This is a genomic window from Arthrobacter sp. NicSoilB4 (assembly GCF_019977335.1).
In the GTDB taxonomy this organism is placed as follows: domain Bacteria; phylum Actinomycetota; class Actinomycetes; order Actinomycetales; family Micrococcaceae; genus Arthrobacter.
Map to the genome: position 1 here is coordinate 1,139,265 of NZ_AP024653.1, position 26,430 is coordinate 1,165,694.

23 protein-coding genes are annotated in these 26,430 nt (G+C 69.2%); 10 read left to right on the top strand and 13 right to left on the bottom strand.

Features of this window, described 5'->3' with window-relative positions:
• The first annotated feature begins 39 nt into the window (after nucleotides 1–39).
• Nucleotides 40–3,732: a transcription-repair coupling factor gene (mfd, locus tag LDO13_RS05120; protein WP_224048967.1), complete on the top strand. Its 3,693-nt coding sequence runs from the start codon at nucleotides 40–42 to the stop codon at nucleotides 3,730–3,732.
• A gap of 6 nt (nucleotides 3,733–3,738) precedes the next feature.
• Nucleotides 3,739–4,569, top strand: coding sequence for a metal-dependent hydrolase (locus LDO13_RS05125; protein WP_224048968.1), 831 nt, complete (start codon nucleotides 3,739–3,741; stop codon nucleotides 4,567–4,569).
• 98 nt (nucleotides 4,570–4,667) lie between these two features.
• Here LDO13_RS05125 and LDO13_RS05130 read toward each other — a convergent pair whose 3' ends face one another.
• The 6 genes from LDO13_RS05130 to nirB form a co-directional block, all read right to left on the bottom strand.
• Nucleotides 4,668–4,898 carry a hypothetical protein gene (locus tag LDO13_RS05130; protein WP_224048969.1) on the bottom strand — a complete coding sequence of 77 codons (231 nt, stop codon included), beginning with the start codon at nucleotides 4,896–4,898 and terminating at the stop codon, nucleotides 4,668–4,670.
• Nucleotides 4,899–4,961: 63 nt separating this feature from the next.
• A complete protein-coding gene (deoC, locus tag LDO13_RS05135; protein ID WP_224048970.1) occupies nucleotides 4,962–5,672 on the bottom strand; it encodes a deoxyribose-phosphate aldolase in 711 nt (236 codons plus the stop codon).
• Nucleotides 5,673–5,747: 75 nt separating this feature from the next.
• Nucleotides 5,748–6,617 (bottom strand): FAD-dependent oxidoreductase, encoded by an 870-nt coding sequence (locus tag LDO13_RS05140; RefSeq protein ID WP_224048971.1) that lies wholly within the window; start codon nucleotides 6,615–6,617, stop codon nucleotides 5,748–5,750.
• 148 nt (nucleotides 6,618–6,765) lie between these two features.
• Nucleotides 6,766–7,896, bottom strand: coding sequence for a uroporphyrinogen-III synthase (locus tag LDO13_RS05145; RefSeq protein WP_224049675.1), 1,131 nt, complete (start codon nucleotides 7,894–7,896; stop codon nucleotides 6,766–6,768).
• A gap of 68 nt (nucleotides 7,897–7,964) precedes the next feature.
• The gene (gene cobA, locus LDO13_RS05150; RefSeq protein ID WP_224048972.1) at nucleotides 7,965–8,999 is read right to left on the bottom strand and encodes a uroporphyrinogen-III C-methyltransferase; all 1,035 of its coding nucleotides are present in this window, start codon (nucleotides 8,997–8,999) and stop codon (nucleotides 7,965–7,967) included.
• 2 nt (nucleotides 9,000–9,001) lie between these two features.
• Nucleotides 9,002–11,575: a nitrite reductase large subunit NirB gene (gene nirB / locus LDO13_RS05155; protein ID WP_263422157.1), complete on the bottom strand. Its 2,574-nt coding sequence runs from the start codon at nucleotides 11,573–11,575 to the stop codon at nucleotides 9,002–9,004.
• Between the two features lie 380 nt (nucleotides 11,576–11,955).
• On the opposite strand from nirB, the gene nirD reads away from it, so the two are divergent.
• A complete protein-coding gene (gene nirD / locus LDO13_RS05160) occupies nucleotides 11,956–12,333 on the top strand; it encodes a nitrite reductase small subunit NirD (RefSeq protein WP_224048974.1) in 378 nt (125 codons plus the stop codon).
• Nucleotides 12,334–12,349: 16 nt separating this feature from the next.
• On the opposite strand, the gene LDO13_RS05165 is transcribed toward nirD, so the two are convergent.
• Nucleotides 12,350–14,110 (bottom strand): phospho-sugar mutase, encoded by a 1,761-nt coding sequence (locus tag LDO13_RS05165; RefSeq protein WP_224048975.1) that lies wholly within the window; start codon nucleotides 14,108–14,110, stop codon nucleotides 12,350–12,352.
• Nucleotides 14,111–14,288: 178 nt separating this feature from the next.
• On the opposite strand from LDO13_RS05165, the gene LDO13_RS05170 reads away from it, so the two are divergent.
• Complete coding sequence (locus tag LDO13_RS05170; RefSeq protein WP_263422145.1) at nucleotides 14,289–14,726, top strand: Rrf2 family transcriptional regulator; 438 nt, start codon at nucleotides 14,289–14,291, stop codon at nucleotides 14,724–14,726.
• Between the two features lie 30 nt (nucleotides 14,727–14,756).
• Here the strand turns inward: LDO13_RS05170 and LDO13_RS05175 are convergent, their stop codons facing one another.
• A complete protein-coding gene (locus LDO13_RS05175; protein WP_224048976.1) occupies nucleotides 14,757–15,575 on the bottom strand; it encodes a purine-nucleoside phosphorylase in 819 nt (272 codons plus the stop codon).
• A gap of 118 nt (nucleotides 15,576–15,693) precedes the next feature.
• Here LDO13_RS05175 and LDO13_RS05180 point away from each other — a divergent pair, with 118 nt between their 5' ends.
• The 3 genes from LDO13_RS05180 to LDO13_RS05190 all read left to right on the top strand — a co-directional run bounded on the left by LDO13_RS05180 (nucleotide 15,694) and on the right by LDO13_RS05190 (nucleotide 18,502).
• Nucleotides 15,694–17,109, top strand: coding sequence for an NAD(P)H-quinone dehydrogenase (locus LDO13_RS05180; RefSeq protein WP_224048977.1), 1,416 nt, complete (start codon nucleotides 15,694–15,696; stop codon nucleotides 17,107–17,109).
• A gap of 32 nt (nucleotides 17,110–17,141) precedes the next feature.
• Entirely contained in the window at nucleotides 17,142–17,867 is a 726-nt protein-coding gene (locus LDO13_RS05185; protein WP_224048978.1) for a hypothetical protein, read from the top strand.
• A gap of 89 nt (nucleotides 17,868–17,956) precedes the next feature.
• On the top strand, nucleotides 17,957–18,502 hold the full coding sequence (locus LDO13_RS05190; protein WP_224048979.1) for a flavodoxin domain-containing protein: 546 nt from the start codon (nucleotides 17,957–17,959) through the stop codon (nucleotides 18,500–18,502).
• Between the two features lie 3 nt (nucleotides 18,503–18,505).
• Here the strand turns inward: LDO13_RS05190 and LDO13_RS05195 are convergent, their stop codons facing one another.
• Together LDO13_RS05195 and LDO13_RS05200 are read right to left on the bottom strand one after the other, a co-directional pair.
• Nucleotides 18,506–19,198, bottom strand: coding sequence for a hypothetical protein (locus LDO13_RS05195; protein WP_224048980.1), 693 nt, complete (start codon nucleotides 19,196–19,198; stop codon nucleotides 18,506–18,508).
• Nucleotides 19,199–19,264: 66 nt separating this feature from the next.
• Nucleotides 19,265–19,897: a hypothetical protein gene (locus LDO13_RS05200; protein ID WP_224048981.1), complete on the bottom strand. Its 633-nt coding sequence runs from the start codon at nucleotides 19,895–19,897 to the stop codon at nucleotides 19,265–19,267.
• 435 nt (nucleotides 19,898–20,332) lie between these two features.
• Between LDO13_RS05200 and LDO13_RS05205 the strand changes: the two genes are divergently transcribed.
• Nucleotides 20,333–20,749: a hypothetical protein gene (locus tag LDO13_RS05205; protein WP_224048982.1), complete on the top strand. Its 417-nt coding sequence runs from the start codon at nucleotides 20,333–20,335 to the stop codon at nucleotides 20,747–20,749.
• Between the two features lie 148 nt (nucleotides 20,750–20,897).
• Here LDO13_RS05205 and LDO13_RS05210 read toward each other — a convergent pair whose 3' ends face one another.
• The gene (locus LDO13_RS05210; protein WP_224048983.1) at nucleotides 20,898–21,182 is read right to left on the bottom strand and encodes a hypothetical protein; all 285 of its coding nucleotides are present in this window, start codon (nucleotides 21,180–21,182) and stop codon (nucleotides 20,898–20,900) included.
• A gap of 274 nt (nucleotides 21,183–21,456) precedes the next feature.
• On the opposite strand from LDO13_RS05210, the gene LDO13_RS05215 reads away from it, so the two are divergent.
• Together LDO13_RS05215 and LDO13_RS05220 are read left to right on the top strand one after the other, a co-directional pair.
• Nucleotides 21,457–22,023, top strand: a complete 567-nt coding sequence (locus LDO13_RS05215) for a hypothetical protein (protein ID WP_224048984.1) — start codon at nucleotides 21,457–21,459, stop codon at nucleotides 22,021–22,023.
• 162 nt (nucleotides 22,024–22,185) lie between these two features.
• Entirely contained in the window at nucleotides 22,186–22,629 is a 444-nt protein-coding gene (locus LDO13_RS05220) for a hypothetical protein (protein WP_224048985.1), read from the top strand.
• Nucleotides 22,630–22,647: 18 nt separating this feature from the next.
• On the opposite strand, the gene LDO13_RS05225 is transcribed toward LDO13_RS05220, so the two are convergent.
• On the bottom strand, nucleotides 22,648–24,204 hold the full coding sequence (locus LDO13_RS05225) for an FAD-dependent oxidoreductase (RefSeq protein ID WP_224048986.1): 1,557 nt from the start codon (nucleotides 24,202–24,204) through the stop codon (nucleotides 22,648–22,650).
• Nucleotides 24,201–26,429 carry a molybdopterin oxidoreductase family protein gene (locus LDO13_RS05230; protein ID WP_224048987.1) on the bottom strand — a complete coding sequence of 743 codons (2,229 nt, stop codon included), beginning with the start codon at nucleotides 26,427–26,429 and terminating at the stop codon, nucleotides 24,201–24,203. The genes LDO13_RS05225 and LDO13_RS05230 overlap by 4 nt, the downstream gene beginning before the upstream one ends.
• Between the last annotated feature and the right edge of the window lies 1 nt (nucleotide 26,430).

Consider the following 26,430-nt stretch of genomic DNA (forward strand, 5'->3'; position numbering starts at 1 on the left):
TTGCCTGCATCCCCGTGATCCCTTCAGGAGCTTCAGCCCATGAGCCTCAACGGCCCCTCTCTCACCGGTTTGCGCCGTGTCCTTGCCGAAGACCGGAACTACGCCCGCGTCCGCGCCGAAGCCGCCCGCGGTTTCGCAGCCCGCAGCGAGGACTACCAGATCAGCGCACCCGCGGGGCTGCGCTCGGCGCTGCTCGCGGAGATGGCGGACGGGCTGTCTGCGCTAGCAGAAAACACAGCGGACAACGCAGCTGCCAACACCGTGGGAGCCAGCGGCAGTGCTTCGGCGCCCGTGGTCCTGGCCATCACCGCCACCGGCCGTGAAGCCGAGGACCTGACGGAGGCGCTGCGCGCTTTCCTGCCGGCCGACGCCGTCGCCGAGTTCCCCAGCTGGGAAACGCTCCCGCACGAACGGCTTTCACCACGCTCGGACACTGTCGGCCGGCGGCTGTCCGTGCTGCGCCGCCTCGCGCACCCCGAAATGTCCGCCGGCGGCGCCCTGCGTGTCGTTGTGGCCCCGGTCCGGGCCGTCGTGCAGCCGATCGTGGCGGGCCTGGGCGAGCTGGTTCCTGTCACGCTGAAGGTCGGCCAGGACGCCCCCTTCAGCAGCGTCGTGAGGAGCCTCGCCGACGCCGCCTACGCCCGCGTGGACATGGTCACCCGGCGCGGCGAATTCGCCGTCCGCGGCGGGATGCTCGATGTCTTCCCGCCCACCGAGGACCACCCCATCCGGGTCGAGTTCTTTGGTGATGAGGTGGAACAGATGCGCTGGTTCGCCGTCGCGGACCAGCGCTCGCTGACCGCCCCCGGCGTGCACCACCCCACCGAACTGCACGCCCCGCCGTGCCGCGAAATCCTGATCACACCCTCCGTCATGTCCCGCGCCGCCACGCTGAAATCACAGCTGCCCGCCGCCGCGGACATGCTGGAAAAGATCGCCGGCGGCATCACCGTGGAAGGCATGGAGTCCCTGGCCCCCGTGCTCGTGGACGCCATGGTGCCGTTCCTGGACCAGTTCCCGGCCGGGTCGATGGCGGTCGTGATCGAACCCGAGAAGGTCCGGACCCGTGCCCACGACCTCGCCGCCACCAACGAGGAATTCCTCGAGGCCGCCTGGTCCACGGCGTCCGACGGCGGCACGGCCCCGCTGGACCTGAGCTCGGCGGCGTCTGCTGCCCTGCACTCCGCCAGCTTCCGCTCGCTCACGGAGACCCGCTCCGCAGCCCTGGAGCACGAGGTCTCCTGGTGGTCCATCACGTCGCTGGCCACCGACGAGGAACTGCTGCCCGACGTCGACGTCCTCAACCTGCACGCCCGTGAACCCCGCGGCTACCAGGGCGACGTCGCCGAAATGATGGACTTCATCGGCTCCCACGTGCGCGAACAGTGGCGGATCGTCGTCGTCACCGAAGGTCCCGGCCCGGCCCAGCGCCTCGCCGAGCTCTTCCACGACAACGACATCCCGTGCGCCCGGGTCGACTCCCTCGACGACGAACCCCAGGCCGGGCTGATCGAGGTGACCACGGCCGCCGTCGGACGCGGTTTTGTCCTGGAACCGCTCAAACTTGCGCTCCTGACCGAGGCCGACCTGCTGGGCCGCACCTCCGCCGGGTCCACGAAGGACATGCGCCGGATGCCGTCCAAGCGGCGGAACGCCGTGGACCCGCTGCAGCTCGTGGCCGGCGACTCCGTGGTGCACGAACAGCACGGCATCGGCCGGTTCGTGGAACTGATCCAGCGAAGGGTCGCCGGAGGGGGCGACGGGGTACGCGAATACCTCGTGCTGGAATACGCGCCGTCCAAGCGCGGCGCCCCCGGGGACCGGCTCTTTGTCCCCACCGACCAGCTGGACCAGGTCACCCGCTACGTCGGCGGGGACACCCCGGCGCTGAGCAAGATGGGCGGCGCGGACTGGGCGAGCACCAAGTCCAAGGCCCGCAAGGCGGTCAAGGAAATCGCCGGCGAGCTGATCCGGCTCTACTCGGCCCGGATGGCCTCCCGGGGCTACGCCTTCGGCCCCGACACGCCTTGGCAGCGCGAGCTCGAGGAAGCGTTCCCGTATGTGGAGACCCCTGACCAGCTGACCACCATCAATGAGGTCAAGGCCGACATGGAGCGGGAGATCCCGATGGACCGGCTGATCTCCGGCGACGTGGGCTACGGCAAGACCGAGATCGCGGTCCGGGCGGCCTTCAAAGCCGTGCAGGACGGCAAGCAGGTCGCCGTGCTGGTGCCGACCACCCTGCTCGCCCAGCAGCACTACGAAACCTTCACCGAACGGTTCTCCGGCTTCCCGCTGGTGGTTAAGCCGCTGTCCCGCTTCCAGGCCACCAAGGAGGCCAAGGAGACAGCCGAAGGGGTCAAGGCCGGTTCCGTGGACGTGGTGATCGGCACCCACCGGCTGCTGTCCAAGGACTTCGCATTCAAGGACCTCGGCCTCGTGATCGTGGACGAGGAGCAGCGCTTCGGCGTCGAACACAAGGAAGCGCTCAAGAAGATGCGCACCAACGTCGACGTCCTGGCCATGAGCGCCACCCCGATTCCCCGGACCCTGGAGATGTCTCTGACCGGCATCCGGGAGACCTCCACCCTGGCCACCCCGCCGGAGGAGCGGCATCCGGTGCTGACCTACGTCGGCCCGTACTCGGACAAACAGACTTCCGCCGCGATCCGCCGCGAGCTCATGCGCGAAGGACAGGTGTTCTTCGTGCACAACCGGGTCTCGACCATCGACCGCACCGCCGCGAAGATCCGTGAGCTCGTCCCGGAGGCCCGGGTGGAAGTGGCGCACGGGCAGATGTCCGAGAGCCGGCTCGAACAAATCATCGTGGACTTCTGGGAAAAGCGCTTCGACGTGCTCGTCTGCACCACCATCATCGAGACGGGTCTGGACATCTCCAACGCCAACACGCTGATCGTGGACGGGGCGGACAAGTACGGGCTCTCCCAGCTGCACCAGCTGCGCGGGCGGGTGGGCCGCGGCCGCGAACGCGCCTACGCCTACTTCCTGTACCCCTCCGAAAAACCGCTGGGCGAGGTGGCGCTGGAACGGCTCAAGGCCGTGGCCACCCACAACGAGCTCGGCGCCGGCATGCAGCTGGCGATGAAGGACCTGGAGATCCGCGGCGCAGGAAACCTGCTGGGCGGGGAGCAGTCCGGCCACATCCAGGGCGTGGGCTTCGACCTTTACATCCGCCTGGTCGGCGAGGCAGTGGCCGACTTCCGGGGCGAGACAGAAGAGAAGGCCGCCGAGATGAAGATCGAGCTGCCGGTCAACGCCCACTTGCCGCACGACTACGTGCCCGGCGAGCGGCTGCGCCTCGAGGCGTACCGCAAGCTCGCCGCCTCCATCACCTACGAGGCCATCGACGAGGTACTTGCCGAACTCGTGGACCGCTACGGCGAACTGCCGCTGCCCGCGAAGAACCTGATCGACGTCGCCCGCTTCCGGGTGGGCGCCCGCGAAGCCGGGCTCAGCGACGTCGCCCTGCAGGGCAACTTCATCAAGTTCTCCCCGGCGCAGCTGCCGGAGTCCAAGCTCATGCGGCTCACCCGGATGTACCCCGGCGCGCAGTCCAAGCCCGCCCTGGACGCGGTGCTCATCCCGAAGCCCAAGACCGCCCGGATCGGCGGCCGGGACCTGCAGGATGCCGAGATCCTCGAATGGGCCAACGGCGTCATCCGCAACATCTTCTCCGACGCCGCTGTGCCTGTCTCACCGACAGCGGGCTAAAGGGTGATGGGAGGACACCACGCCGCGTCGGGAGCCGCGGCGTGGGTGGCTGTTGCCTCGACCGGGCCGTACTCGCTGGGCTGGTACCCGCTGGACGCCACCGGGATCGTGATCGGCGGGATGGCGACGGCGGGAACGGCGCTGGTCTGCGACTGGGACCACCGCTCCAGCACCGTGGCGCACTCGTTGCCGCCGCTGTCGAACGTGATCGCCGTCGGGATCGAAAACGCCTCCGGCGGGCACCGGCAGGGTACGCATTCCCTGCTTGGTGCCGCGTTCTTTGTGCTGCTCGCGGCGCTGGCGGGGCAGTTCCAGCTGCAGACCGAGTGGGGGCTGCTGTCGGTCGGCGCCGGGCTGCTGTGCATGTTCATGATCAACATTGCCGCCAAGGCCCTGAAACTCTTCCCGAAGTACGGCTGGATCAGCAACTGGATCTTTGCCCTCGCCATGGCCGGGCTGGTGACCTGGTTCGCGCCGCACCAATGGACGTGGCTGCCCGTCTCGATGCTGACCGGCGTGCTGGTCCACATCGTCGGGGACATGATCACCACCGGGGGAGTTCCGCTGCTCTGGCCGGTCGTGATCAAGCCGCCGAAGCTCCTGCGGAAACTGCCGCTGCTCAGGAATGTCTGGAAAGCCAACGGGGCGTTCTCGATCCCGCTGCTGGGCCGCGCAGGGTCGCGGCGGGAATGGTTCGTGCTGATCCCGGTCAGCGCCTACGCCATGATCGGCATGTTCGGCGCCGCGCTGGCGCTGGCCAAGGTGCACTGGCCGGCCGCCGTCGCCTTCGGGACGGGGCTGGTCAACAGCCTGTTCGGCCTGCTCGCCGCCACATAGGGCGCGGCCGTGACGGAGAGGGCTCGGCAGCCGGCATCCGCGGTTAAATGGCTGAAGCCCCGGAAATCCGGGGCTTCAGCTCTTTAAGGCAGTGGCGCTTAGAATTCGCCTGCGGAATCCGAGCGGCCGGTGATGGTCTGCGGAATCCAGAAGGCCAGGGCGAACAGCACGAGGCAGACGGCCATCGGCCACGGGTTGCCCAGCGTCAGGAAGCCCAGCGAGTAGATGGACGCCAGGAAGAGGACCATCATCAGGGCGAACAGGATGATGCTGGAGCCGAGGCTGTTCTCGTTCTGCGGCGTCGTGGCGGTGGTGGTCTTGCTGGACATTCGTTCCTCCTCGGCCCCGTGGGGCTCAAAACTGTGGCGGCTGCGGCTGTTATCGGATTGCAGTCAGTACGCGGAGGAACCCTGTTCACCCTTGACGATCGCGATGCCGGAGCTGGCGCCAATACGTGTTGCACCTGCAGCAATCATAGCCTGTGCGTCGGCCAGCGAACGCACGCCGCCCGAGGCTTTGACGCCCAGGTCCGGGCCCACGGTGCGGCGCATCAGCGCGACGTCGTCGGCCGTGGCACCGCCGCCGTTGAAGCCCGTGGAGGTCTTGACGAAATCTGCGCCCGCCTCCACCGCGGCCTCGCAGGCCAGTACCTTCTGGGCGTCATCCAGCAGTGCCGTTTCGATGATGACTTTCAGGATGGCGCCGCCTTCGTGGACGGCGTCTGCGACAGCCGTGATGTCATCGACCAAGGCGCCCTTGTCGTTGGCGCGGGCTGCGGCGATGTTGATCACCATGTCGACTTCCTCCGCGCCGTCCAGCACGGCGCCGCGGGCCTCGAAGGCCTTGACGTCGCTCGGAGTGGCGCCCAGCGGGAAGCCGACGACGGAGCACGTCAGCACCCCGGAGCCCTTGAGTGCTTTCTTGACCGTCTTGACCCAGACCGGGTTCACGCACACGGACTTGAACCCGTACTCGGCGGCCTCGGCGCACACCTTGAGAACCTCGGCCTCGCTGGCTTCCGGCTTGAGCAAGGTGTGGTCAATAAAGGAGGCAATGTTTGCGGGGGTGGTGCCTGCGGCAGTGGCGGCGGCTTCGTTGCTCATGGGGGTCCCTTCGTGGCTTCTCAGGTGTCCATCTTGCCACAACGGGCCCGCCGCCGGAGGGCACGGGCCCAGGGGTCAGGCAGCGTCCGCGAGGGTTTCGGCCAGGCCGGCCTGGAGCAGCTGGGAAGCGCAGACGGAGGCCGCGGAAGAGGCGGCCACGAGCAGTCCCAGCCGGACGCCGTCGAACACCGCGGCATCGCCGATGGCCCAGATGCCCGGGACCGAGGTGCGGAAGTTCCGGTCGATGACGATTCCGCCCTGGCGCGCTGTCTTCAGCCCCGCGCTGACCGCGAGGGCGTCCCGGGCCAGGGGTTCCTCGGCCAGGACCACGAGGTCCCCGGCCATGCTGGAACCGTCCTCGAAGACAACGCCGGCGGCCGCGAGGGGGGAGCCAGCGAGGGTGGGAACGACGGCGGCTGGCCGCTGCGTCGTTCGGATCGGACGGACACCGCGGGCGCGCAGCACGGCCTCGGCCTGGCCGGCGGACGTTCCGGTGCCGACGAGGATGCCCAGCGGACGACGGCCGAGGACCCGGGTGACATCCTTGACCGCCTCGCCCAGCCGGGCGGCGTCGTCGATGGTCGCATAGTTCAGGCACCGGCCTTCCCCTGCCAGTGGGGCGCCGGCGGGGGAGGACCCGGTCGCGATGACCAGCTGGTCGTAGCTGAACTCCAGGCCGTCCGACGTGGTCACATAGCGGCTGTCCGGGTCGATGTAGCTGGCAGGCTGGCCGAAGCGGACGGAGACCTGCTCGAGGGCAGCGAGTTCCAGGAGCTCGTCGGGCGCGTCATCCCGGTTGCTGAGCACTGTGATGGCGCCGGCGAAAGGGGTTTGCGTGAGCTGACGGACCAGTGCCTGTGCGGCCGGGCCGGCCCCGGCGATGACGATCCGGGGCCGGGCCTGGGACTCGGCGGAATCGGCGGAAGCGGTGGAGATGGCGGACATGGTGAGGCCCTTTCGCTGGTGGCCGTTGGTGTGGCCTGACTGCTTGATGACCCCAGCGTAGGCGGGCGATCTTTCCGGCGTGTTTCCCCGGTGTTGCAGGATTTTCGCCGCCCGTTCGCCAATGTTTACCCGCCAGTAATGGCGTGGGTCACACCCGGATCCGGTAGCCGCGCTTCACCACGGTTTCCACGAGCCGGCCGTCCGGCAGGGCCGAGCGCAGCCTGCTGACGGTCATGTCGAGGGCGTGGACCGAACCACGGAGTTCGAGCAGCTCGGACAGTGACTCGCGGGACAGTACGGCGCCGCCGGCGCCCAGCAGCGCCCGCAGCAGCAGCAAGGGGGCGGGAGCCAGTTCCACGGCGCCGCCGTCGATCCGCAGCGAACGGCCGCGGAGTTCCACCCGGCCCGAGGCTGTGTCCAGGCGGCGGACGTGGTTCAGGGCGAGATGCTCCACGACGAGCCGGATCAGGGCACCCATCCGGAACCGGTCCGGGACGAGCGGCTGCAGGCCGGCGTCGATAAGCGGCTGCGCCGTGATGGGGCCGACGACGGCGGTGGCCACGGTGGTCTTGAGGCTGTCCACCAGCTGCTTGTACAGTCCCATCTCGTGCGCGGTGCTCCACATCGCGTCCACTGCAGGGGCGCTCGTGAACGTCAGCACGTCCAGGTTCCCGCTGCAGGCGGCCTCGATCAGCCGCGGCAGCCGGTCCGCGCCGTCGGGCTTGACCCAGCGGTACGGGGTGACGGTCAGGACCGTGGCCCCGGACATCCGGAGCCGTTCGAGCTGGCGGACATCGGTGTAGCCGTGCAGTTGCACGGCGACGGTCTTGCCGCGCACCCCCTCGGCGAGGAGCATGTCCACCAGGGTGGCGGTGGTTTCGTCGCTGCTGATCCCGACGTCGGCCAGTCCCGCCGCGCGGACGGCACCGCGGGCCTTGGGCCCACGGACGAACATCCGGGTGGCGCCGAGGGTTTCCAGCAGCTGCTCGCCGATCCCGAAGGTGTCCGCCGCCTCGCACCAGCGCCGCATGCCGTAGGCCGTGGTGGCGATGCAAAGGTCCGGCCGTGCCTCGATGATGGCGCGCGTGTCCTCGATCAGGCTCAGGTCCTCCTGCACGGGGGCGATCTTCAGCGCCGGCGCATGCAGCACCTCGGCGCCGCGCCGTTCCAGGGCCTCGATCAGGTCCTGGGAGCGGCGGTGCGAGGTGACGCCAATCCGGAAGCCCTCCAGCGGCAGCTCCGCGGTCTCGGCAACGGTCTCGGCGACAGTCTCCACCACACTTCCCGGCACGGTGCCGGTGCCGGGCAGCCCGGCCGGGGCGGCGGCGTTGAGCGCGCTCACCGTTCTCACGCCCCCATCAGGGAAGCGGCCAGGCGGTCGAGGTCGGCTTCCGCCTCGGCGCAGCCCCGGTTGGCCTCGGCCACGCGGACGACGTCGCCGATCACCAGCACGGCCGGGTTGCTGCACTCGGCGGCCGCCGTCGTGATGGTGCCCAGTTCGGCGATGGTGGTCCGCTGGCCGGGGCGGTAGCCGCGCTCGACGACGGCCATCGGCATGTCCGCGCGCATCCCGGCACGGCGCAGGCCGGCGGCGAGCTGGTGCAGGGTGCCGATGCCCATCAGCACCACGATCGTTCCGCCCAGCCCGGCCAGGTGCATGTGTTCCTTCTCGGTCAGCGGGGCGTGGCCGGAGACCACGGTGAACATGTGGCTGACCTCGCGGTGCGTGACCGGGATCCCGGCTGCGGCGGGGACGGAGATGGCGCTGGTGACGCCGGAGATCACCCGGACCGGAACGCCGGCCTGCACGCAGGAGGCCACTTCCTCGCCGCCGCGGCCGAAGACGTACGGGTCGCCGCCCTTTAGCCGCACCACGTTCTTGCCTGCCAAAGCGGCTTCGACCATCAGCTCCTCGATGCCGGACTGGCTGACCGGGTGGTGGCCGGGGCGCTTGCCCACGTCCACCAGCTCGGCCGTGCTCATGGCCGGCAGTTCCTGGTACGGGGCGAGCCGGTCGTAGAAGACGACGTCGGCGTCCCGCAGGGCCTTGACCGCGGCGACGGTCAGCAGTTCGGTGGTCCCCGGACCGCCGCCGACCAGTGTGACGTGGCCGGCAGGGCCGGCGGCGGGTTCCACAGCGACCGGAATGCCGGTTTCGCGGCAGCGCTCCAGCAGCGCGTCCCAGCCGGGCTGGCCGTCGTCGACGGCGGCGACCAGGAAGGGGCGCTCCGGCAGGGGACCGTCGTGGCGGGAACCGCCGGGGCTGCTCAGCCGGGAGACGACGGCGCCGGCGGCCCGGTAGCGGCGGACCGCCTGGCGGGAGGCGGCGTCCGAGCCGGTGACGAGGACTTCGCGTCCGGTGAGATCAATGCTGAGCTGCATGGCTATACCTCGTTCTTGTCGAGCAGTTCCGGGGTGGCGGCGCGGACCGGGATGGAAGAACCGATCAGGACCTTCCCTTTCTCTTCCGCCGTGGCGGGGCGCATCTGGCCGCGCTCGTCCGGGACGAAGGAGATGGAGTCGTCCTTCTGGTCCGGGGCGTTGACGAAGGAGCGGAACCGGCGCAGGCGCTCAGGATCCTTCAGCGTGTCGGCCCATTCGTCGACGTACGTGTCCACATGCTTGGCCATGGCGGCCTCGAGGTCCGCGGCGATGCCGAGGGTATCGTGCACCACCACGTCCTCGACGTGTTTGATGCCGCCGTCGAGCTCCTCCTGCCACCGCGCGGTGCGCTGCAGGCGGTCGGCCGTGCGGATGTAGTACATGAAGTAGCGGTCGATGTACTTGAGCAGCGTCTCGTCGTCGAGGTCCTTGGCCAGCAGCTGGGCATGCGCCGGGGTGGCGCCGCCGTTGCCGCCGACGTACAGGTTCCAACCGTCCGCGGTGGCGATCACGCCGACATCCTTGCCGCGGGCCTCGGCGCATTCGCGGGCACAGCCGGAGACACCCATCTTCAGTTTGTGCGGGCTGCGGAGGCCGCGGTAGCGCAGTTCCAGCTGGATGGCCATGGCCACCGAATCCTGGACGCCGAAGCGGCACCACGTGGAGCCGACGCAGGACTTCACCGTGCGCAGGCTCTTGCCGTAGGCCTGGCCGGATTCGAATCCGGCGTCCACCAGCAGTTTCCAGATTTCCGGGAGCTGCTCCAGCCGGGCGCCGAACATGTCGATCCGCTGGCCGCCGGTGATCTTGGTGTAGAGGCCGTACTGCTCGGCGACGGCGGCGATGACGCCGAGCTTCTTCGGGGTGATCTCACCGCCGGCGATGCGGGGGACCACCGAGTAGGTGCCATCCTTTTGCATGTTGGCCAGGGCGCGGTCGTTGGTGTCCTGCAGGGTGCCGCGGCCGGCGTCCAGGACGTAGGCGCTGTTCTGGCTGGCCAGGATGTTGGCGATGGTCGGCTTGCAGATGTCGCAGCCGGAACCGGTGCCGTACTTGGCCATGACCTCCTCGAAGGAGGCCAGTTCCAGGACGCGGATGGTTTCGAAAAGTTCCTGGCGGGACAGCTCGATGTGCTCGCAGAGCGCCTTGGAGACCTCGACGCCGGACTTGGTCAGCTCGGTTTCCAGCAGCTTCTTGAGCATCGGCACGCAGGATCCGCAGCTGGTTCCGGCGCGCGTGCAGCCCTTGAGCTCGCCGAGCTCCTGGACCGGGGCGTTTCCGTCGCAGGCGCCGCAGCCGTTGACGGCGTCGCGGATAGATCCGGCGGCCACGTTGTTGCAGGAGCACAGGATGGCATCGTCCGGCAGTTCCGTTTCCGGGGCCTCGCCGCCCCCGGCAGCGGTGAGGTAGGCGCCGGGTTCGGCGGCGAGTTCGCGGCCCAGCATGGGGCGCAGGGACGTGTACGGGGTCGCGTCGCCGACGAAGATGCCGCCGAGGAGGGTTTTGGCGTCGTCCGTGGTGACGATCTTCTGGTAGACGCCGCGGGCCGGGTCGGCGTAGACGATTTCCAGTGCGTGCTCGGTCCGGGCGAAGGCGTCTCCGAAGCTGGCGACGTCGACGCCGGAGAGCTTGAGTTTGGTGGCGGTGTCGAAGCCCGGGAAGGTCGCGTCGCCGCCGTGCAGCCGGTCCGCGACGATCTCCGCCATGGTGTTGGCGGGGGCCACCAGGCCCAGGCACATGCCGCCGAAGTTGGCGACCTCGCCGATCGCCCAGATGCCGGGAACCTCCGTGGAGCAGTCGTCGGAGATGACGACGCCGCCGCGCGGGCCGAGCTGGAACTGCTGCACTCCCTTTTGCCCATCCGGGCCATCCGCGGCGCGGAACAGCTCGTCGCGGGGCTTCACGCCGATAGCGACGATCACCAGGTCGGCATCGATGATGCGGCCGTCGGCCATCAGCACCCCGGTGACCTGGCCGTCGTCGTCGGAGAGGACCTCGGAGGGGAACACGCCGCCGTGGACGGTGAAGCCCTTGGCCTCGATGAGACGGCCGAGGGCCTGCCCGGCGCCCTCGTCCAGCTGGGTGTTCATGAGCCAGGGGGAGCCGTTGATGACAACAGGGGTGGCGCCGAGCTGCTCGGTGCCGGCCGCGGATTCAAGTCCCAGCAGCCCGCCGCCGATGGTGACGGCGGTGACCTTGCGGCCCAGCTTCTCCGTCAGTTCCGTGATCGCCTTGTTGATGGCCCAGACATCTTCCAGCGTGCGGTACACATGGGTGAGCTCGGATCCCGGGATCGGCAGGCGGGCGGCGTCGGAGCCCGTGGCGACCACAAGTTCGTCATACGGGTAGAGGGTGCCGGCGGCGGTGGTGACAGTCTTGCCCGCGGTGTCGATGCCGGTGACGCGCTCGCCGGTCTGCAGCGAGAGCGCCGCGTGGTCCCACATTGAGGCGGTGCCGAGGGTGAGGTCGACGTCGGAGTCGGTGAGGGCTTTGCTCAATGCGACGCGGTCGTAGGGGAGGTGGGCTTCCTCGGTGAGGACGGTGACGTGCCAGCCGTCCAGGCCCCGGGCGTGCATGGCATCGGCGAAACGGTGGGCCGCAGGGCCGCCTCCGGCAACCACGATGCGGCGCCGTGAAGGTGCGCGCTCTGCGCCCTGGTTCTGGGGGCTTGAAGTCTGTCCGGTCACTGTGGGCCTTTCGCATGGGCCGCAGTCGGTGCTCTGCGACCTTCTCAATCGAAGTGTCCCTCCAGACTAGGCAGGCGCAGTTTCGCTTCAGTTTCCCTTTTGTTTCGTGATCTTAACTTCTGCATCACGAACGCATTTCCGGCCGTGTGAGGTCTCTTTTACCCGCCGGACACATTCACTGCATGCCGACGAAACACCCCGGGCCTAGCTTGGATATGTGGCCGCAGGAGCGCCTGAGCCCGCTAGAGATGGATCAGAAAGGGGCCGAAATGACTGCCGTACTTGAGAGCGCAGCACGGAGCTTTGTTGAACACCCCAGCTATGGGACCGGCTGGCACCGCGTGTGCGCCGTGGAGGACCTGGAACCGGCCTGGGGCGAGGCCGCGCTGATCGCCGGCCGCCAGGTGGCCTTGTTCCGCACGGTGTCCGGTGAGGTTTACGCCGTCGCCCAGGAGGACCCGGCCACCGGGGCGCACGTGATGGCCCGCGGCATCACCGGGTCCCGCGGCCAGCGCCCGACGGTCGCCTCGCCGCTGCACAAAGAGGTCTATGACCTGGGCACGGGGGAGTGCCTGGGCACTCCGGAACTCCGGCTCCAAACCTTCGGTACCCGGATTGTGGGCGGGTACATTGAGGTCGAGCTCTAGTAGCTGAACCCGGGAGTTACAGCCCCAGCGCCTCGCGGACGTCCGCCAGGACGCCGTCGAGCGCCGCGCGTGCCTCAAGCCGCGCCGCGGGCAGTTCGGCGGCCGACTCGACGTTGCGGATGACCTCCAGGTAGCACTTGAGCTTGGGCTCGGTCCCGCTGGGGCGGATGATGATGCGGCTGAGGTCCTTCGTGAGGTACAGCAGGCCGTCGGTGGGCGGGAGCTGTGCGCTGCCCTCGGCGAGGTCAGTGGCGGTTTCAACGGCGGAGCCGCCAAAGGATTCCGGCGGGCTGACGCGCAGCCGGTTCATCATGGCGTCCAGCAGGCCCAAGTCCGCGACCCGGATGCTCAGCTGGTCGCTCGCGTGCAGTCCGTGCACGAGGTACAGCTCGTCGAGGGTGTCGAAGATGGACTTGCCGTCGGCTTTCGCCGCTGCCGCCAACTCCGCGATCAGCACGGCCGCGGAGATCCCGTCCTTGTCGCGGACCAGGGAGGGCGCGACGCAGTAGCCCAGCGCCTCCTCATAGCCGTACAGCAGCCCGGGAACACGGGCAATCCACTTGAAGCCGGTGAGGGTTTCCTCATGGGTGTAGCCCGCAGCCGCCGCGATCCGCGCGAGCAGCCGCGAGGACACGATCGAATTCGCGAACACTCCTGCGGCGGTTTCCCCGCCGCCACTGCCGCGGCCTCCGCCGGCGGCCAGTCGCGCCACGACGTGCGCACCGAGCAGGGCACCCACCTCGTCGCCGCGCAGCATGCGCCAGGCGCCGGTGTCCGGATCCTTCGCGGCAACCGCGGCGCGGTCGGCGTCGGGGTCATTGGCGATCACGATGTCCGCGTCCACCCGGGCGGCGGTTTCGAGGGCCAGGTCCAGAGCGCCGGGTTCCTCGGGGTTCGGGAAATTCACCGTGGGGAAGTCGGGGTCCGGTTCGGCCTGCTCGCTCACCAGGGTGACGTCGGCAAAACCGGCCGCGTGCAGCACCGCAACGGCGGTCTCGCCGCCCACACCGTGCATGGGGGTCAGGACGATCTTGAGGTCGCGGGCCGGGAAATGCTCCGGTGCGGCCAGCGCCGCGACGGCCGCCTCGTAGTCGGCAGCGATGGACGGGTCCAGGACAGTCCACCCCGCAGTGGCCAGGGCGATGCCGGAGAGCTCACCGACCGCGTCGATCCTCGCGGCGATCAGGGCGTCGTACGGCGCCACGATCTGCGCCCCGCGTCCGCTCTCCTCGACGGCATGCCGGCCCAGGTAGACCTTGTAGCCGTTGTCCTGCGGCGGGTTGTGGCTGGCCGTGACCATGACGCCGCCGTCGCACTCCAGCGCCCGCACGGCATAGGCGAGCAGCGGGGTGGGCAGGGCGGACGGCATCAGGAACGTCTCGACGCCGGCGGCGGTGAGGATCGCCGCGGTCTCTTCCGCGAAGATGTCGGAGTTGTAGCGGGCGTCGTAGCCGACGACGGCGCGCGGCCGGGTGCGGGGGGCGGCCTGCGCGACGGCGTCAGTCAGGAAGGCTGTGAACCCGGCGGCGGCGCGGCGCACCACCACACGGTTCATCCGGTTCGGGCCGGGGCCGAGGGGTGCCCGCAGGCCTGCCGTGCCGAACTGCAGGGTCCCGCTGAAGCTGTCGGCGAGCTCCTGGCGGGCCGCGGCGGTGCCGTCTCCGGCGAGCCGGACCAGTTCGGTCAGGGCGGCAGCGGTGGCGGGATCCGGGTCCTGGGCGGCCCAGGTGCGGGCTTCGCTCAGCAGGCGGGTGAGTTCGGCATCAGAAGACGTCATAGGAACCAAACTAGCGCCATTCGCCGCGGATGCCTCCCCCGACAAGCGAGTGCGCGCCTTACAGATAGATCACAGCCGTCTGCACGCCAGCCCTTGACAGCGATTTTTCCGGACACGTAGCGTCTGGAATATGAAGATGGGCCGTGGGGTGGAGTGGGCCGTGCACAGTTGCGTCAATATGGCGTGGACACCGGCCGGAGAGGCAGTCAACAGTGCCCGGCTGGCGGAGTACTACAAGCTCCCTGGGGCATATCTCAACAAACAGCTCCAGGCTCTGGTCCGCGCCGGGATCCTCGGCTCCGTCTCCGGCCCGCGCGGCGGGTTCCATCTGGCGCGCAGGCCGGAAAATGTGACGGTTCTTGATATTGTCCTGGCCCTTGAGGGCCCCGACCCCGTGTTCCGCTGCGAAGGCATCCAGGGCAACGTCCCGGATGCCGACTCGCAGGTGAACTTCGTCCGGACCTGCCTGATCTCCCAGACCATGCGCCAGGCGGAACTCGCCTGGCGGCAGGCACTGGCCCGGCAGACCATTGCCGGGATCGCGGACTCGATGGAACGGCGCTTCCCGCAGGACAAGGAGAAAGCCGTGCGCTATCTCGCGCCGCCGGGGAGCTAAGGCCGGAGCCAGGTTTTCACGGCAAAGGCCCTAGAGCTTAGCGATGATCTCCGCGAGCAGCCTGGAAATGCGCGCGCCCGCGGCCTGGCCGGCTTCGAGGACTTCCTCATGGCTCAGCGGCACCGGGCTGATGCCGGCGGCGAGGTTGGTCACGAGCGAAATGCCGAAGACCTCCATGCCCGCGTGGCGGCCGGCGATGGCCTCGAGCGCGGTGGACATGCCCACCAGGTCCGCGCCGATCCGCTTGGCGTACTGCACCTCGGCAGGGGTTTCGTAGTGCGGGCCAGTGAACTGCGCGTAGACACCTTCGTCCAGCGAGGGATCAACTTCGCGGGCCAGGCCGCGGATCCGCGAGGAGTACAGGTCGGTGAGGTCCACGAAGGTGGCGCCTTCGAGCGGTGAGGTGGCGGTGAGGTTGATGTGGTCGCTGATCAGCACGGGGGTGCCGGGCGTCCAATCCTCGTTGAGGCCGCCGCAGCCGTTGGTCAGGACCAGGGTCTTGCAGCCGGCCGCCGCGGCGGTGCGCACGCCGTGGACGACGGCGCGGACCCCCTTGCCCTCGTAGTAGTGGGTGCGTGCGCCAAGGACCAGGGCGCGTTTGCCCTCCTTGGTCAGCACGGAGCGGATGGTGCCGACGTGGCCCACCACCGAGGGGGAGGAGAAGCCGGGGACTTCATCCGCGGAGAGGGTCGCCGTGGTCTCGCCGATCAGTTCGGCGGCGTCGCCCCAGCCCGAGCCGAGCACCAGGGCGACGTCGTGCGCGTCGACGCCTGTCTCCTCGGCGATGTAGTCGGCAGCGGCGCGGGCGGCGTCGAAGGGATCAGTGTTCAGGAATTCTGTTGTACTCACCGGTACAAGTTATCCTGCCGGCGGCGTGCTGCCCAGCAACGGCGTGCGTGCGGGGTCGGCTGTGGTGCGGGCCCGGATTCTTGGTGGTGCCGGTCCGGATGGTGGACAATGGACGATTGTGACTACGCATCCCGATTTCAGCTCACCCCGCATCGCAATCCTGGGCGGAGGGCCCGGCGGCTACGAAGCCGCCATGGTCGCCGCCTCACTGGGCGCGAAGGTCACCATCATCGAACGGGCGGGGCTCGGCGGCTCCGCGGTACTGACCGACGTCGTGCCGTCCAAGACCCTGATCGCGACGGCGGACCTGATGACCCGCGTCGGCGAGGCCGGCGAGCTCGGCGTCAAGTTCGACCTCGACGGCGGCGACTGCACACCGACGATGCGCGCGGACCTCAAGCACATCAACGACCGCCTGCTGCGGCTGGCCCGGCAGCAGTCCGCCGACATCCAGAAGGGCCTGGAGAACCAGGACGTACGGATCCTGCTCGGCTCCGGCAGGATGCTGGACAACCACACCATTGAGGTCCTCACGGCGGACGGCATCGAAATCATCGAGGCGGACGCGATCCTGCTGGCTGTCGGCGCCCACCCGCGCGAGCTGCCCACCGCCCGCCCGGACGGCGTCCGGATCCTCAACTGGGCGCAGATCTACGACATGGACGAGCTCCCCGAGGACCTGATCGTCGTCGGCTCCGGCGTGACCGGCGCGGAATTCGCCTCCGCCTACAACGGCCTCGGTTCCAAGGTCACCCTGATTTCCAGCCGCGACCGGGTGCTGCCCGGCTCGGACACCGACGCCGCCGAGGTCCTCGAGGGCGTCTTCGAACGCCGCGGCGTCAAGGTTCTCTCCCGTGCCCGCGCCGAGACCGTGGAGCGCACCGACGACGGCGTCATCGTCACGCTCGGCGACGGCTCCCAGGTCACCGGGAGCCACTGCCTGGTCGCCGTCGGCTCCATCCCCAACACCGCCGGGATCGGCCTCGAGGAGGCCGGCGTGGCGCTCACCGAGAGCGGGCACATTAAGGTCGACGGCGTCTCCCGCACCACCGCGCCGAACATCTACGCCGCCGGCGACTGCACCGGGGTGCTGGCGCTCGCATCCGTGGCCGCCATGCAGGGCCGGATCGCGATCGCCCACTTCCTGGGCGACAGTGTCACCCCGCTGAAGCTGCACCAGGTCGCGTCCAACATCTTCACCTCGCCCGAGATCGCGAACGTAGGCGTCTCCGAGGCCGAGATCGATTCCGGCAAGTACCAGGCCGACGTCGTGAAGCTCTCGCTGCGCAGCAACGCCCGCGCCAAAATGCGCAACCACCGGGACGGCTTTATCAAGATCTTCGCCCGCAAGGGCTCCGGCACCGTGATCGGCGGCGTGGTGGTGGGTCCGAACGCCTCCGAGCTGATCTTCGCGATCTCCCTGGCGGTCACCCAGAAGCTGCACGTCGACGACGTCGCCAGTACCTTCACCGTTTACCCGTCGCTGAGCGGTTCGATCTCCGAGGCTGCCCGGCGCCTGCACGTCCACATGTAGCAAACATAGGCAGCACAACGGAGGCCGGAGCCATGCAGAGTCCCCGCACCCTGGTTGAGTCGGTGGAACGGAACCCTGCGCTGCCTTCCGGCCCGGAAGAACGGTTTGCCGGCTACGGCGTGATGGGCGTGCCGTTCAGCTCTGGCCACATCCTGGCCCTGCGGCATTTTCCAGCCTCCTCCGTGGGGCCGGGCTACACCTCGGTCTGGATCCGCGACCCTGCCGGCGTCTGGACGATGCACAGCACCACCGCCCCCGGGTCCTCCTGTCCCCGCTACTTCGGCAGCGCGCTCGGATCGGCGTCGACGGGCGGGATCTCCATCCGTTGGCGGGACGACTACTCCTTAACCGTGGAGGTCGGGGACGGGGTGGACCTGAGCTGGGACGTGACACTGGCCGCAACGCCGGTCACCCGGCTCATGTCGGCCGTGGCAGGGTCGGTCCCGGAACGGCTGTGGCGCAACCGGACGTTCCTGCGCGCCATGGGGGCTGCCGCCGGCCCGGTGCTGGGTGCCGGGCACATCGGGCTGACGGGCAGGGTGCCCAACGGCCAGACCTTTGGTGCGCGCCCGCGGCGGATGTGGTTTGTCCGCGAGAGCACAGCGAACCTGCACTGGCACAGCCTGGGGCAGGCCTCGGCGCTGCCCGTCCAGGACAGGCTCGGGGACTTCTGGATCCCGCAGCGCGGCATCTTCATGATCGGCTCGTCAGTATTCGAGCCCTTCGACCCCGCCACACACCTCGCCGAGGGGCACTGAGCCGCGGCAGGTCAGGGCGCGGTGCGCTTTCGAGACGACGGTGACGTTCGGCCCTACTTCCTCGGCTCGTCGCACGGACACACTGGACTATGGCCAACATCTACATTCCATACGGCACCGTTGAAGGGCAGACAGCCCAGATCGCGGACTACATTGCCGAGCTGATCCGGGCTCACGGACACCAGGCGGACACGGCGGACCTCAAACGCTCCGGGGACACCCTTCCGCCGGGCTACGACGGCGTCATCGTCGCGGCGTCCGTGCACATGGGCAAACACGAGGGGCACGTCAAGGACTTCGTAAAGAAGAACCGTGCAGAACTCGAGCGCCTCCAGTCCGCCCTGGTGTCGGTCAGCCTGGCCGCCCACGGCGACGAGGAGAGCGCCGAGGGGTATGTGGCGAAGTTCGAGGAGGAGACGGGGTGGCGGCCGGCGCATGTCGGGCTGTTCGCCGGTGCCCTGCTGTACACGCACTACGGCTTCATCAAGAAGCACGTCATGAAGAAGATCGCCAGCGACAAGGGCTCGCCGGACACCGACACCACCCGGGACTACGTCTACACCGAATGGGACGGCGTCCAGCGTTTCACCGAGGGATTCCTGGCGCGGCTGGCGGCCCCATCGGGTCGGGCGTAGGGCTCAGAAACAGGCGTACGGCGGCACCGTGTCGCCGGGCGCGAGGGGTTTGAACCAGTGCTCGAAGCCGAGCCGGTCGGCGTCGTCCTCAAGGACGTCGAGGTTGTCCGAGTACAGCGCCTGGCTGTCCGCGTCCTCGAGCAGGACTTCCTCAACCTGGGCCCGCCAGTCCTCCGGGAGGTCCAGTTCGTAGATTTCCTCGGTGATTTCCGCCTGGTCGAGCAGGCAGCGGACGGCGAGTTCGGCCGCGAGGCAGCCGGGGGCAGTCCAGCCCCGGGCCAGGGATGCCGTCACGTCGGAGGCGACCACGATGAACTTTTGGGTGAATTTTGCGTCGTAGCTGGCGGCGAACTGCGGCGGCAGCGAGGACAGAACCGAGGTCCCGGCGACGTCGGATTCGGTGACCTCTTCGAGGTCGCCCAGCGTCCCCAGATCACGGAAGAGCTGGTCGATGAGGATGCTCGACGAGTTCCAGAGAAGACCTGCCAGGAGGCGCGTCTGGCTTACCGCTTTTTGACGGTCTTCCGGGGAAACGGCCGCCATTTCGTCGAGGTCTTCCGTGTCGAACTGCAGCCGCTGCTCCGGAGTCATGTCATCCGGGTGCGGGTCGAGGCCCAGCAGCTCGAGGCTCAGCCCGGTCAGCTTTCCGGCGTCGGCCAACAGCTCTTCGGTGATGTCGTCGTCGTCGGCGCTCATGGGCCCGATGCTACCCGCCATCCGCTCCGGACCCGATTCCTGTGACGCGCAGATGTCCGGGCGTTCCTATGCCGCCGCTGCGCGTCCATGCCCCGGGGAGGTCCTTCCACTCGCCATCCGGGCGGAGACCAGGTAGCTGATTCCCGCGATCAGGGGAACCACGCTTGCCGCGGCGAGGGACGCGACCGGACCCGACCTTCCAATGACCGTGATCAGGAGGGGCAGCGCGCCCAGGGCCACCAGCATCCAGCCGGCCAGCGCGGCGCGTTTCAGCCCGAGCACGGCGGCCGGGAAGGACAGGGCGACGACGCTGACGGCGATCACCGGTCCGTTCTCGCTGATGAAGGCGCGCAGGGCGGCGGGGTCAAAAGCGAGCCACACGCACGCCGCGATGAAGGACGCCGTGAGGGCGAGCAGCAGGGGAGCGGTGGGGGCCGGCCAGAACCAGGCAGCGACGGCGAGGATCAGCATCGGCACCACCCACGCGGCGGTGATGAGCAACCCGGTAGTGCCACCCGGATCCTGCAGTGCATAGCCGACGATAAAGGTGCCCCCGAGCACCGTGAACACGGCCATAACGGCGGCCCCGGCGCGCTGCAGCGCAGCGGCCCGCTGCTGCGGGGCTTTTTCCCGCGTCAAAAGCATAACGACGGCGACCACAACGATCGCGCCAAGGGCCAGGATGATGGGAACGTTCATGGGGTGCCTCCTGCGGATGAACGGAACCTAGGTTCAGTACACGCCGGTCACGGGGAGGTGGCAAGGGGAGAAGGACCCGCCCGGCCGGTGGGGAGATTCTTATTGCGCACATGTCCGGGCTGCCGATCGCTGCCCGCCCCGGCGCCAGCCGGTATCACCTCAGCCGTTGACGTTCGCCACAGCACAATCCTCAACGGTGTCTTCTGCCGATGTTAGTTGGTCTAAGGCCGTCTTCATGAGGAGCACCGCAAGTGCTCCCTTGGCTAGTTGGACGGACCGGCACACCGGCGCAGTTCCTGCTCGTCACGGGCAAGACGGCGTGCGGACGATCTGGACTACGAGTTCGTTCAGTCGATCAGAGGCTAGGGCCCTACCGGGCGACGGGGTGAAGGTGAGACACTGGCTCCATAACACATCGTTGAGTCGGAGGGGCCAGTGGCTTCATCGAGAAAGACCTATTCAGGGGGCCCCGGGATGGGCGGCGTCGTGATCGTAATCGTCCTGCTGGTGGTCGCTTTTTGGCAGTACATCGTGGCCGCGCTCGTCCTGGCGGCGCTTATCATCCTGATCAGGCGTGCCGTGGTCGCCGAGAGGAAGAGGGCGCTGCTGGAGCCAAAGCCGGCGCCAAAGCCCGTAGAGGTACGGGCGACGCCGCAGGCGAAGCCCAAGGCCCCCGACACGCCGGAGATCTGGCGGAAGTGGGACGGGACCCGCAAGTGGGCCGTAGCCCAGGACAAGGCCGCATGGGACCGCGATTTCAGGGAAGCCGAGGAGTGGGCGGAGCTTCAGGCGCCGGCCACGTCGGAGGACGTCTTCGCCCGGTTGAGGACCCGGTTGGGGAACCTCGGCTAGAGCGGGTCTGCCCTGCCGGGCCGCAGTCCCGCTTCCAGGCGACGCGTCGGAATAGCCCTAGAGGCGTATTCGATCGTGCTGGGTACGTTGGCCACGTCAAACAGCGCAACATTTTGCAGCAAACTGGGGCGTTCGAGGAAAACGTGGCTTACCGGTGATCGAAGATTAGTTTGTCCACGATGTGTCTAGACACTTCGTTCGAATCGATTCTGGGATGGTTGGCCGCCGCCCAAGCAGTCAGCGCGTCGCTATAGTTGCTCAGCGGTCCACCCGGGTCGGGCACGCGAACCGCTTCAGCGCGCAGTTTATTGACGGCCGCTCGCGCCCTTGCGGGGAGTACCGGCTCGACACCAAGGCTTGCGGGGCTGGAAACGTACCGGCGCCAGGCTTCGCTGTAGGCTCTCAGCGCTGTATTCAATTCATCGTCATCCATGGCCTCCATTGTGAGGGCACGGGGGTGCAAAAAAGGGTGCATCGACCATAGACCGCGCTGGTGCCGGGGACCACGCCGCACGTATGGCCTACCGCCCCCGGATCGATTGGGCCCGGGTCCTTGCGTCCTCCGGGGCAGTTTCTGATCAGCAATTCCGCAGGATCGACCCACCGGCCCCGCGCAGGGCATGTCCCTCCCGTAACGTAGCGCCCGGCTGGCTGTCTAGGACGGCCTCCGGATAGACGCACGTCCCCCCTTTCCCGAAAGGCCTCTCATGGCAGGAATTTTCTCCCTTATCGGTGCCCTGGGCACCACCACCAAGGCTGTAGCCGTAGCCTCAGTCGTCGCGGTCGGCGGCGGCGGTGCAGCAATGGCCGCCACTGTGGAAGCCAGCGAGCCCGTCTCCGTGGTGTCCGAGGCCCCGGCCGAGACGGTCGATCCGATCGAGCCTGCACCCGTGGAGCCTGCACCCGTTGAGCCTGCGCCGGAAGAGCCGGCTCCGATTGAGCCCGCGCCGGAGGAGCCGGCACCGGTCGAACCTGCACCGGAGGAGCCCGCACCCGTTGAGCCTGCGCCGGAGGACCCGGCACCGGTCGAGCCGGCTCCTGAGGAACCTGCACCGGCGGATCCGGCCCCGGTTGCTCCCGTGGCGCCGGGCAACTCCGCCTGGGCACACGAGAACGCCGCCGCCAAGCGCGCCGCCGGCCAGGCCAATGCGGCAGAACACCGCAGCGCCCATGCGGCCACTCCCGCAACGCCGTCCTACGGCGCAGCGGCGTCCGTCAAGGCGGCTCCGGCCCCGAAGGCCGAGAACCCCGGCAAGGCCAACAAGAACAAATAGCCGGACCTGCAAGGCCCCGGAGCCCAACGGCTCCGGGGCCTTTTGCGTCGGAGTCTCGGCCGGGCCCGGAAAACCCGGCAGCACGGAAAGGCCTTCGACGCGGCCGAAGTCGCCTAGGATTCGATCAGACTCACTGCCGTCTCACTTCTTGGGGGAAGAAACGTGCACTTTTCAGATCACCGCGCCGCCGGGGCCGTTCCGCCCGCCGGAACGACAGCCGCAACGAAACTCCCGGTTCCCGTTTCCCGTCTCCGCTGGGCGCTGGTGCGCCGGCTGTTCTTTGCCATCCCGTTGGGACTGCTGTTCGGCGTGATGCTGTTCAACGGCTTCACCGTGGATGGCTCCGAGCCCGCGACGACGGCCGCATTTGCTGGCGGAATGGGGCTGTCCTTCTCCCTGTTCCTTGGAACCATCTGGATCGTCGGCCACCGGCGTCGGGCACTCTTTGCCGCATCCGGCGGCGACCCGGAAGCCGCCGGAGTGCTGCTGTTCGGCGCCATGGCCCCCAGGATCGGGCGCCTCGGCCCCTACAGCGAAAGCGGATTCCACCGGTGGGCCGCGGGATTCGGCGCAGGAGGAGACGGCGGCAGAGGCGACTGGGGCTAGGACCCCGTCGAACCGGTGTCAGGCAACCGCCCCCTGAAAGTGTTTTTCGATGAGCCCCTTGATGTCGTCATGGCAGCCGCCGCAGCCCGTCCCGGCGCGGGTGGCGCCTGAGACCTCGGCCACCGTCCCGCAGCCGTCGGTCACGGCAGCGGCGATCTTGGTCCCGCTCACCCCGGCGCACCGGCACACGGTTCGCTCCGGGTTCCCGCCGCCGGGGGCCGCAACCTGGTCCGGTCCGTCGAGGCGCAACAACAGGGACCGGTCCGCCGGCAACTCCGCGCCGCGCTCGAAGAGCTGCACCAGCTCCGCCGCGGTGCGCGGCATACCGACCGCCACCAAGCCCTCCAGCACCCCGGCGCGGGTGGTCATCTTGACGTAGCGGCCGTGCTCGGGATCGGCCCACTGGGCGATCTGCAGCCTGGCCCGGCCATTCACGGCACCAGCGGTCAGTACTTCCTCGTCCCACGGATCTGCGGAAACATCGCCGGCCACGGCCATGTTCATGCCCCGGGCCTTCAGCACAATCACGCCCGGGAGTTCCGCCGCCAGGGGCGGCAGCAGCCCGGCCTCCGGAGACTCGGCCGCCAGCAGCGTCAGGTATTCCGCGAGCCATTCCGCCTGCCGCCAGCCCGGGCCCACCAGCCCGGACGGACCCCGGGCGGTGCGGCACTCGACGCATTCGGGATCCGGGCAGCGGACCTCGGCGCAGTCGCCGATCGCAAAGATGTGCGGCTCGTGGTGCGCCCGCAGCTTGTGATCCACCAGGATCCCGGCGCCGGTGGAGAGGCCACAGCCTTCGGCCAGTTCGGTCCGCGGCCGGACGCCGCACGAGAGCACCAGCAGGTCGCCGTCGATCGCGGAGCCGTCATCGAGCAGCAGCGCCGAGAAGCCGCCGTCGGGCGCGTTGTGTTCCACGCCGGTGGAGCGGGCGTTGCCCGCCATCCGCACCCCGCAGTTCCGCAGCGAAGCGGCCAGCACCGCGCCGCCGCCGCGGTCGATGTTGCGGCCCAGGGGATGGGGACCGTTGTGCACCACGGTGACCGTGGCGCCTTCCTCGGCCGCGGCGAGGGCTGTTTCCAGGCCCAGCACGCCGCCGCCCAGGACCACCACGCGTTTGCCGCCGGCCACCGCCGCCTGCAGCACCGAGGCGTCGCGCAGGTCCCGGAGCGCGGTCACGCCGGCCGGGAGCACGGGCGCGGCCGGGTCCGGGTTGAGCCCGGTGAGGTTGGGGATGACCGGTCGCGAGCCCGTGGCGAAGACCAGCCGGTCGTAGCCGGGGGACGTGCCGTCGCTGAGGACCAGCTGCTGCCGTGCGCGGTCCACCCGACGGACCCGGACGCCCAGCCGGACGTCGACGCCGTCGGCAATCAGCGCGGCGGCATCGGAGAGTGCCAGCGCGGAGGCCGTGGTCCGGCCGACGCCGAGATCGGCCACGAGCACGCGGTTGTACGCTGCCTCTGCCTCCTCGCCGACCACCGTCAGGTGCGCCAGTCCGCCACGGACCGCCGGCAGCAGCTCATCGACCAGCCGCGCGGCCACCGGCCCGAAGCCCACAACAACAATGCGCTCAGTCATGACGCACCTTCCTTCTGCAGTTCACTGGCCGGCAGTTCATTGGCGCGGGGATTGCCGGCACCGGGCCGGACCCAGACGTGGCTGAACTTGAACTCCGGCATCCCGGAGATCGGATCCGTGGCCGCCTCGGTGAGGCGGTTGGCGCTCTCCAGTTCCGGGAAGTGGAACGGCAGGAACACCGTTTCGGGCCGGATGTCCGTGCTCAGCTCGGCGCGGCAGGACACCTCGCCGCGCCCGTTGGAAATCGAGACAAAATCACCCTCGGCGATGCCCTGCGCGGCGGCGGCCGCCGGATGGATCTGCAGCCTCGCTTCCGGCTGGGCCTCGGCCAGGGCGGCGACCCGCCGCGTCTGCGCCCCGGACTGGTAGTGCTCCATCAGCCGCCCGGTGATCAGGGTCATCGGCTTGCCGGCCCGGTCCGCAGCGTCCGCAGGGCCGGCGGAAGCGGAAGCACGACGGCGCGGCGTCACCGGGGTGAACACGGCCCGCCCGTCCGCGTGGGCAAAGGCGTCGAGGAACAGCCGCGGCGTCCCGGTGCTGCCGGCGGGGTAGGGCCAGTAGGCCGCCTCGCCGCGGTCCAGCATGGCGTAGTCGATCCCGGAGTAGTCGGCCAGGCCGCCCTCGGAGGCAAGCCGGAGTTCCTCGAAGACGGTCTCCGGATTCTCGCTGAAGGTGGACGGCGCCTCCAGGGCCTGGGCCAGCCGGGTCATGATCCACAACTCGCTGCGTACCCCGGGCGGGGGAGCGAGGGCGCGGCGGCGCCGGAGCACCCGGCCCTCAAGGTTGGTCAGGGTGCCTTCCTCCTCGGCCCACTGGGTGACCGGCAGGACCAGGTCCGCTTCGGCGGCGGTCTCGGAGAGGAAGAAATCGCAGACCACCAGGAAGTCCAGGCTGCGGAGGCCGGCGATCACAGCGTTGGCATCCGGCGCGGAAACCGCCACATTGGCGCCGTGCACGAAGAGGCAGCGGACGCCGTCGGGCTGTCCGAGGGACTTCAGTAGCTGGACGGCGGGGAGGCCGGGGCCGGGGATCAGCGTCTCCGGCACGCCCCACACGGCGGCCATGTGGGCGCGGGCGGCGGGATCGGTGATCTTGCGGTAGCCGGGGAGCTGGTCCGCTTTCTGGCCGTGTTCCCGGCCGCCCTGGCCGTTGCCCTGGCCGGTGAGCGTGCCGTAGCCGCTGCGGGCAGAGCCGGGGAGGCCCAGCAGCAGGGCAAGGTTGATGGCGGCGGTGGCGGTGTCCGTGCCGTCGACGTGCTGTTCCACGCCGCGGCCCGTGAGGATGTAGCTGCCGCCCTGGCGGGATCCCTCGGCCAGCCGGCGGGCGGTGTCGCGGACCAGGTCGGCCGGGACGCCGGTCAGGGACTGCACGCGTTCGGGCCAGTAAGAGGCGATGCTGCGGACCACGGCGTCGTACCCGGCGGTGCGGGCCGCAATGTAGCCGGCGTCGGCCAGGCCCTCGTGGATCACCACGTGGGAGATGCCCAGCAGCAGGGCGAGGTCGGTGCCGGGCAGCGGCTGCAGGTGCAGGCCACCGCCGTCGGACGTAAAGGCCGCGGTGGCAGAGCGGCGCGGATCCACCACAATCAGGCCGCCGGCGTCGCGGGCGCCCTGCAGGTGCTGGACGAACGGCGGCATGGTCTCGGCGACGTTGGAGCCGAGCATCAGGATGGTGCTGGCGGAATCGAGGTCCGCCAGCGGGAAAGGCAGGCCGCGGTCCAGCCCGAACGCGCGCATCCCGGCCGCGGCGGCCGAGGACATGCAGAACCGGCCGTTGTAGTCGATCCGCGAAGTGCCCAGTGCCAGCCGGGCGAACTTGCCCAGCTGGTAGGCCTTCTCATTGGTCAGCCCGCCGCCGCCGAAGACTCCGACGGCGTCTGCCCCGTACCGGGCGCGGGTGTCCTTCACCGCCGTGGTGACGAGCGCCAGGGCTTCGTCCCAGCCGATGGGGCGGTGGACGCCGTCGGCTCCCTTGAGCAGCGGCGCGGTGACGCGGCCGGGGTGGTTCAGCAGTGACGCCGACGTCCAGCCCTTGCGGCAGAGCCCGCCGCGGTTGGTGGGGAAGTCACGGCCGGACACGTCGAGGAGGGGTGCTTCGGCAGGCGGCTGCCCCGGCACGGGGTCTGACCCCGGCCGCGAAGCCGGGGTCAGAGCCGCTGGGGTGGTGAGCGTCATGGCGCACTGCAGGGCGCAGTAGGGGCAGTGCGTGGCGGCGCCGTTGGTCATG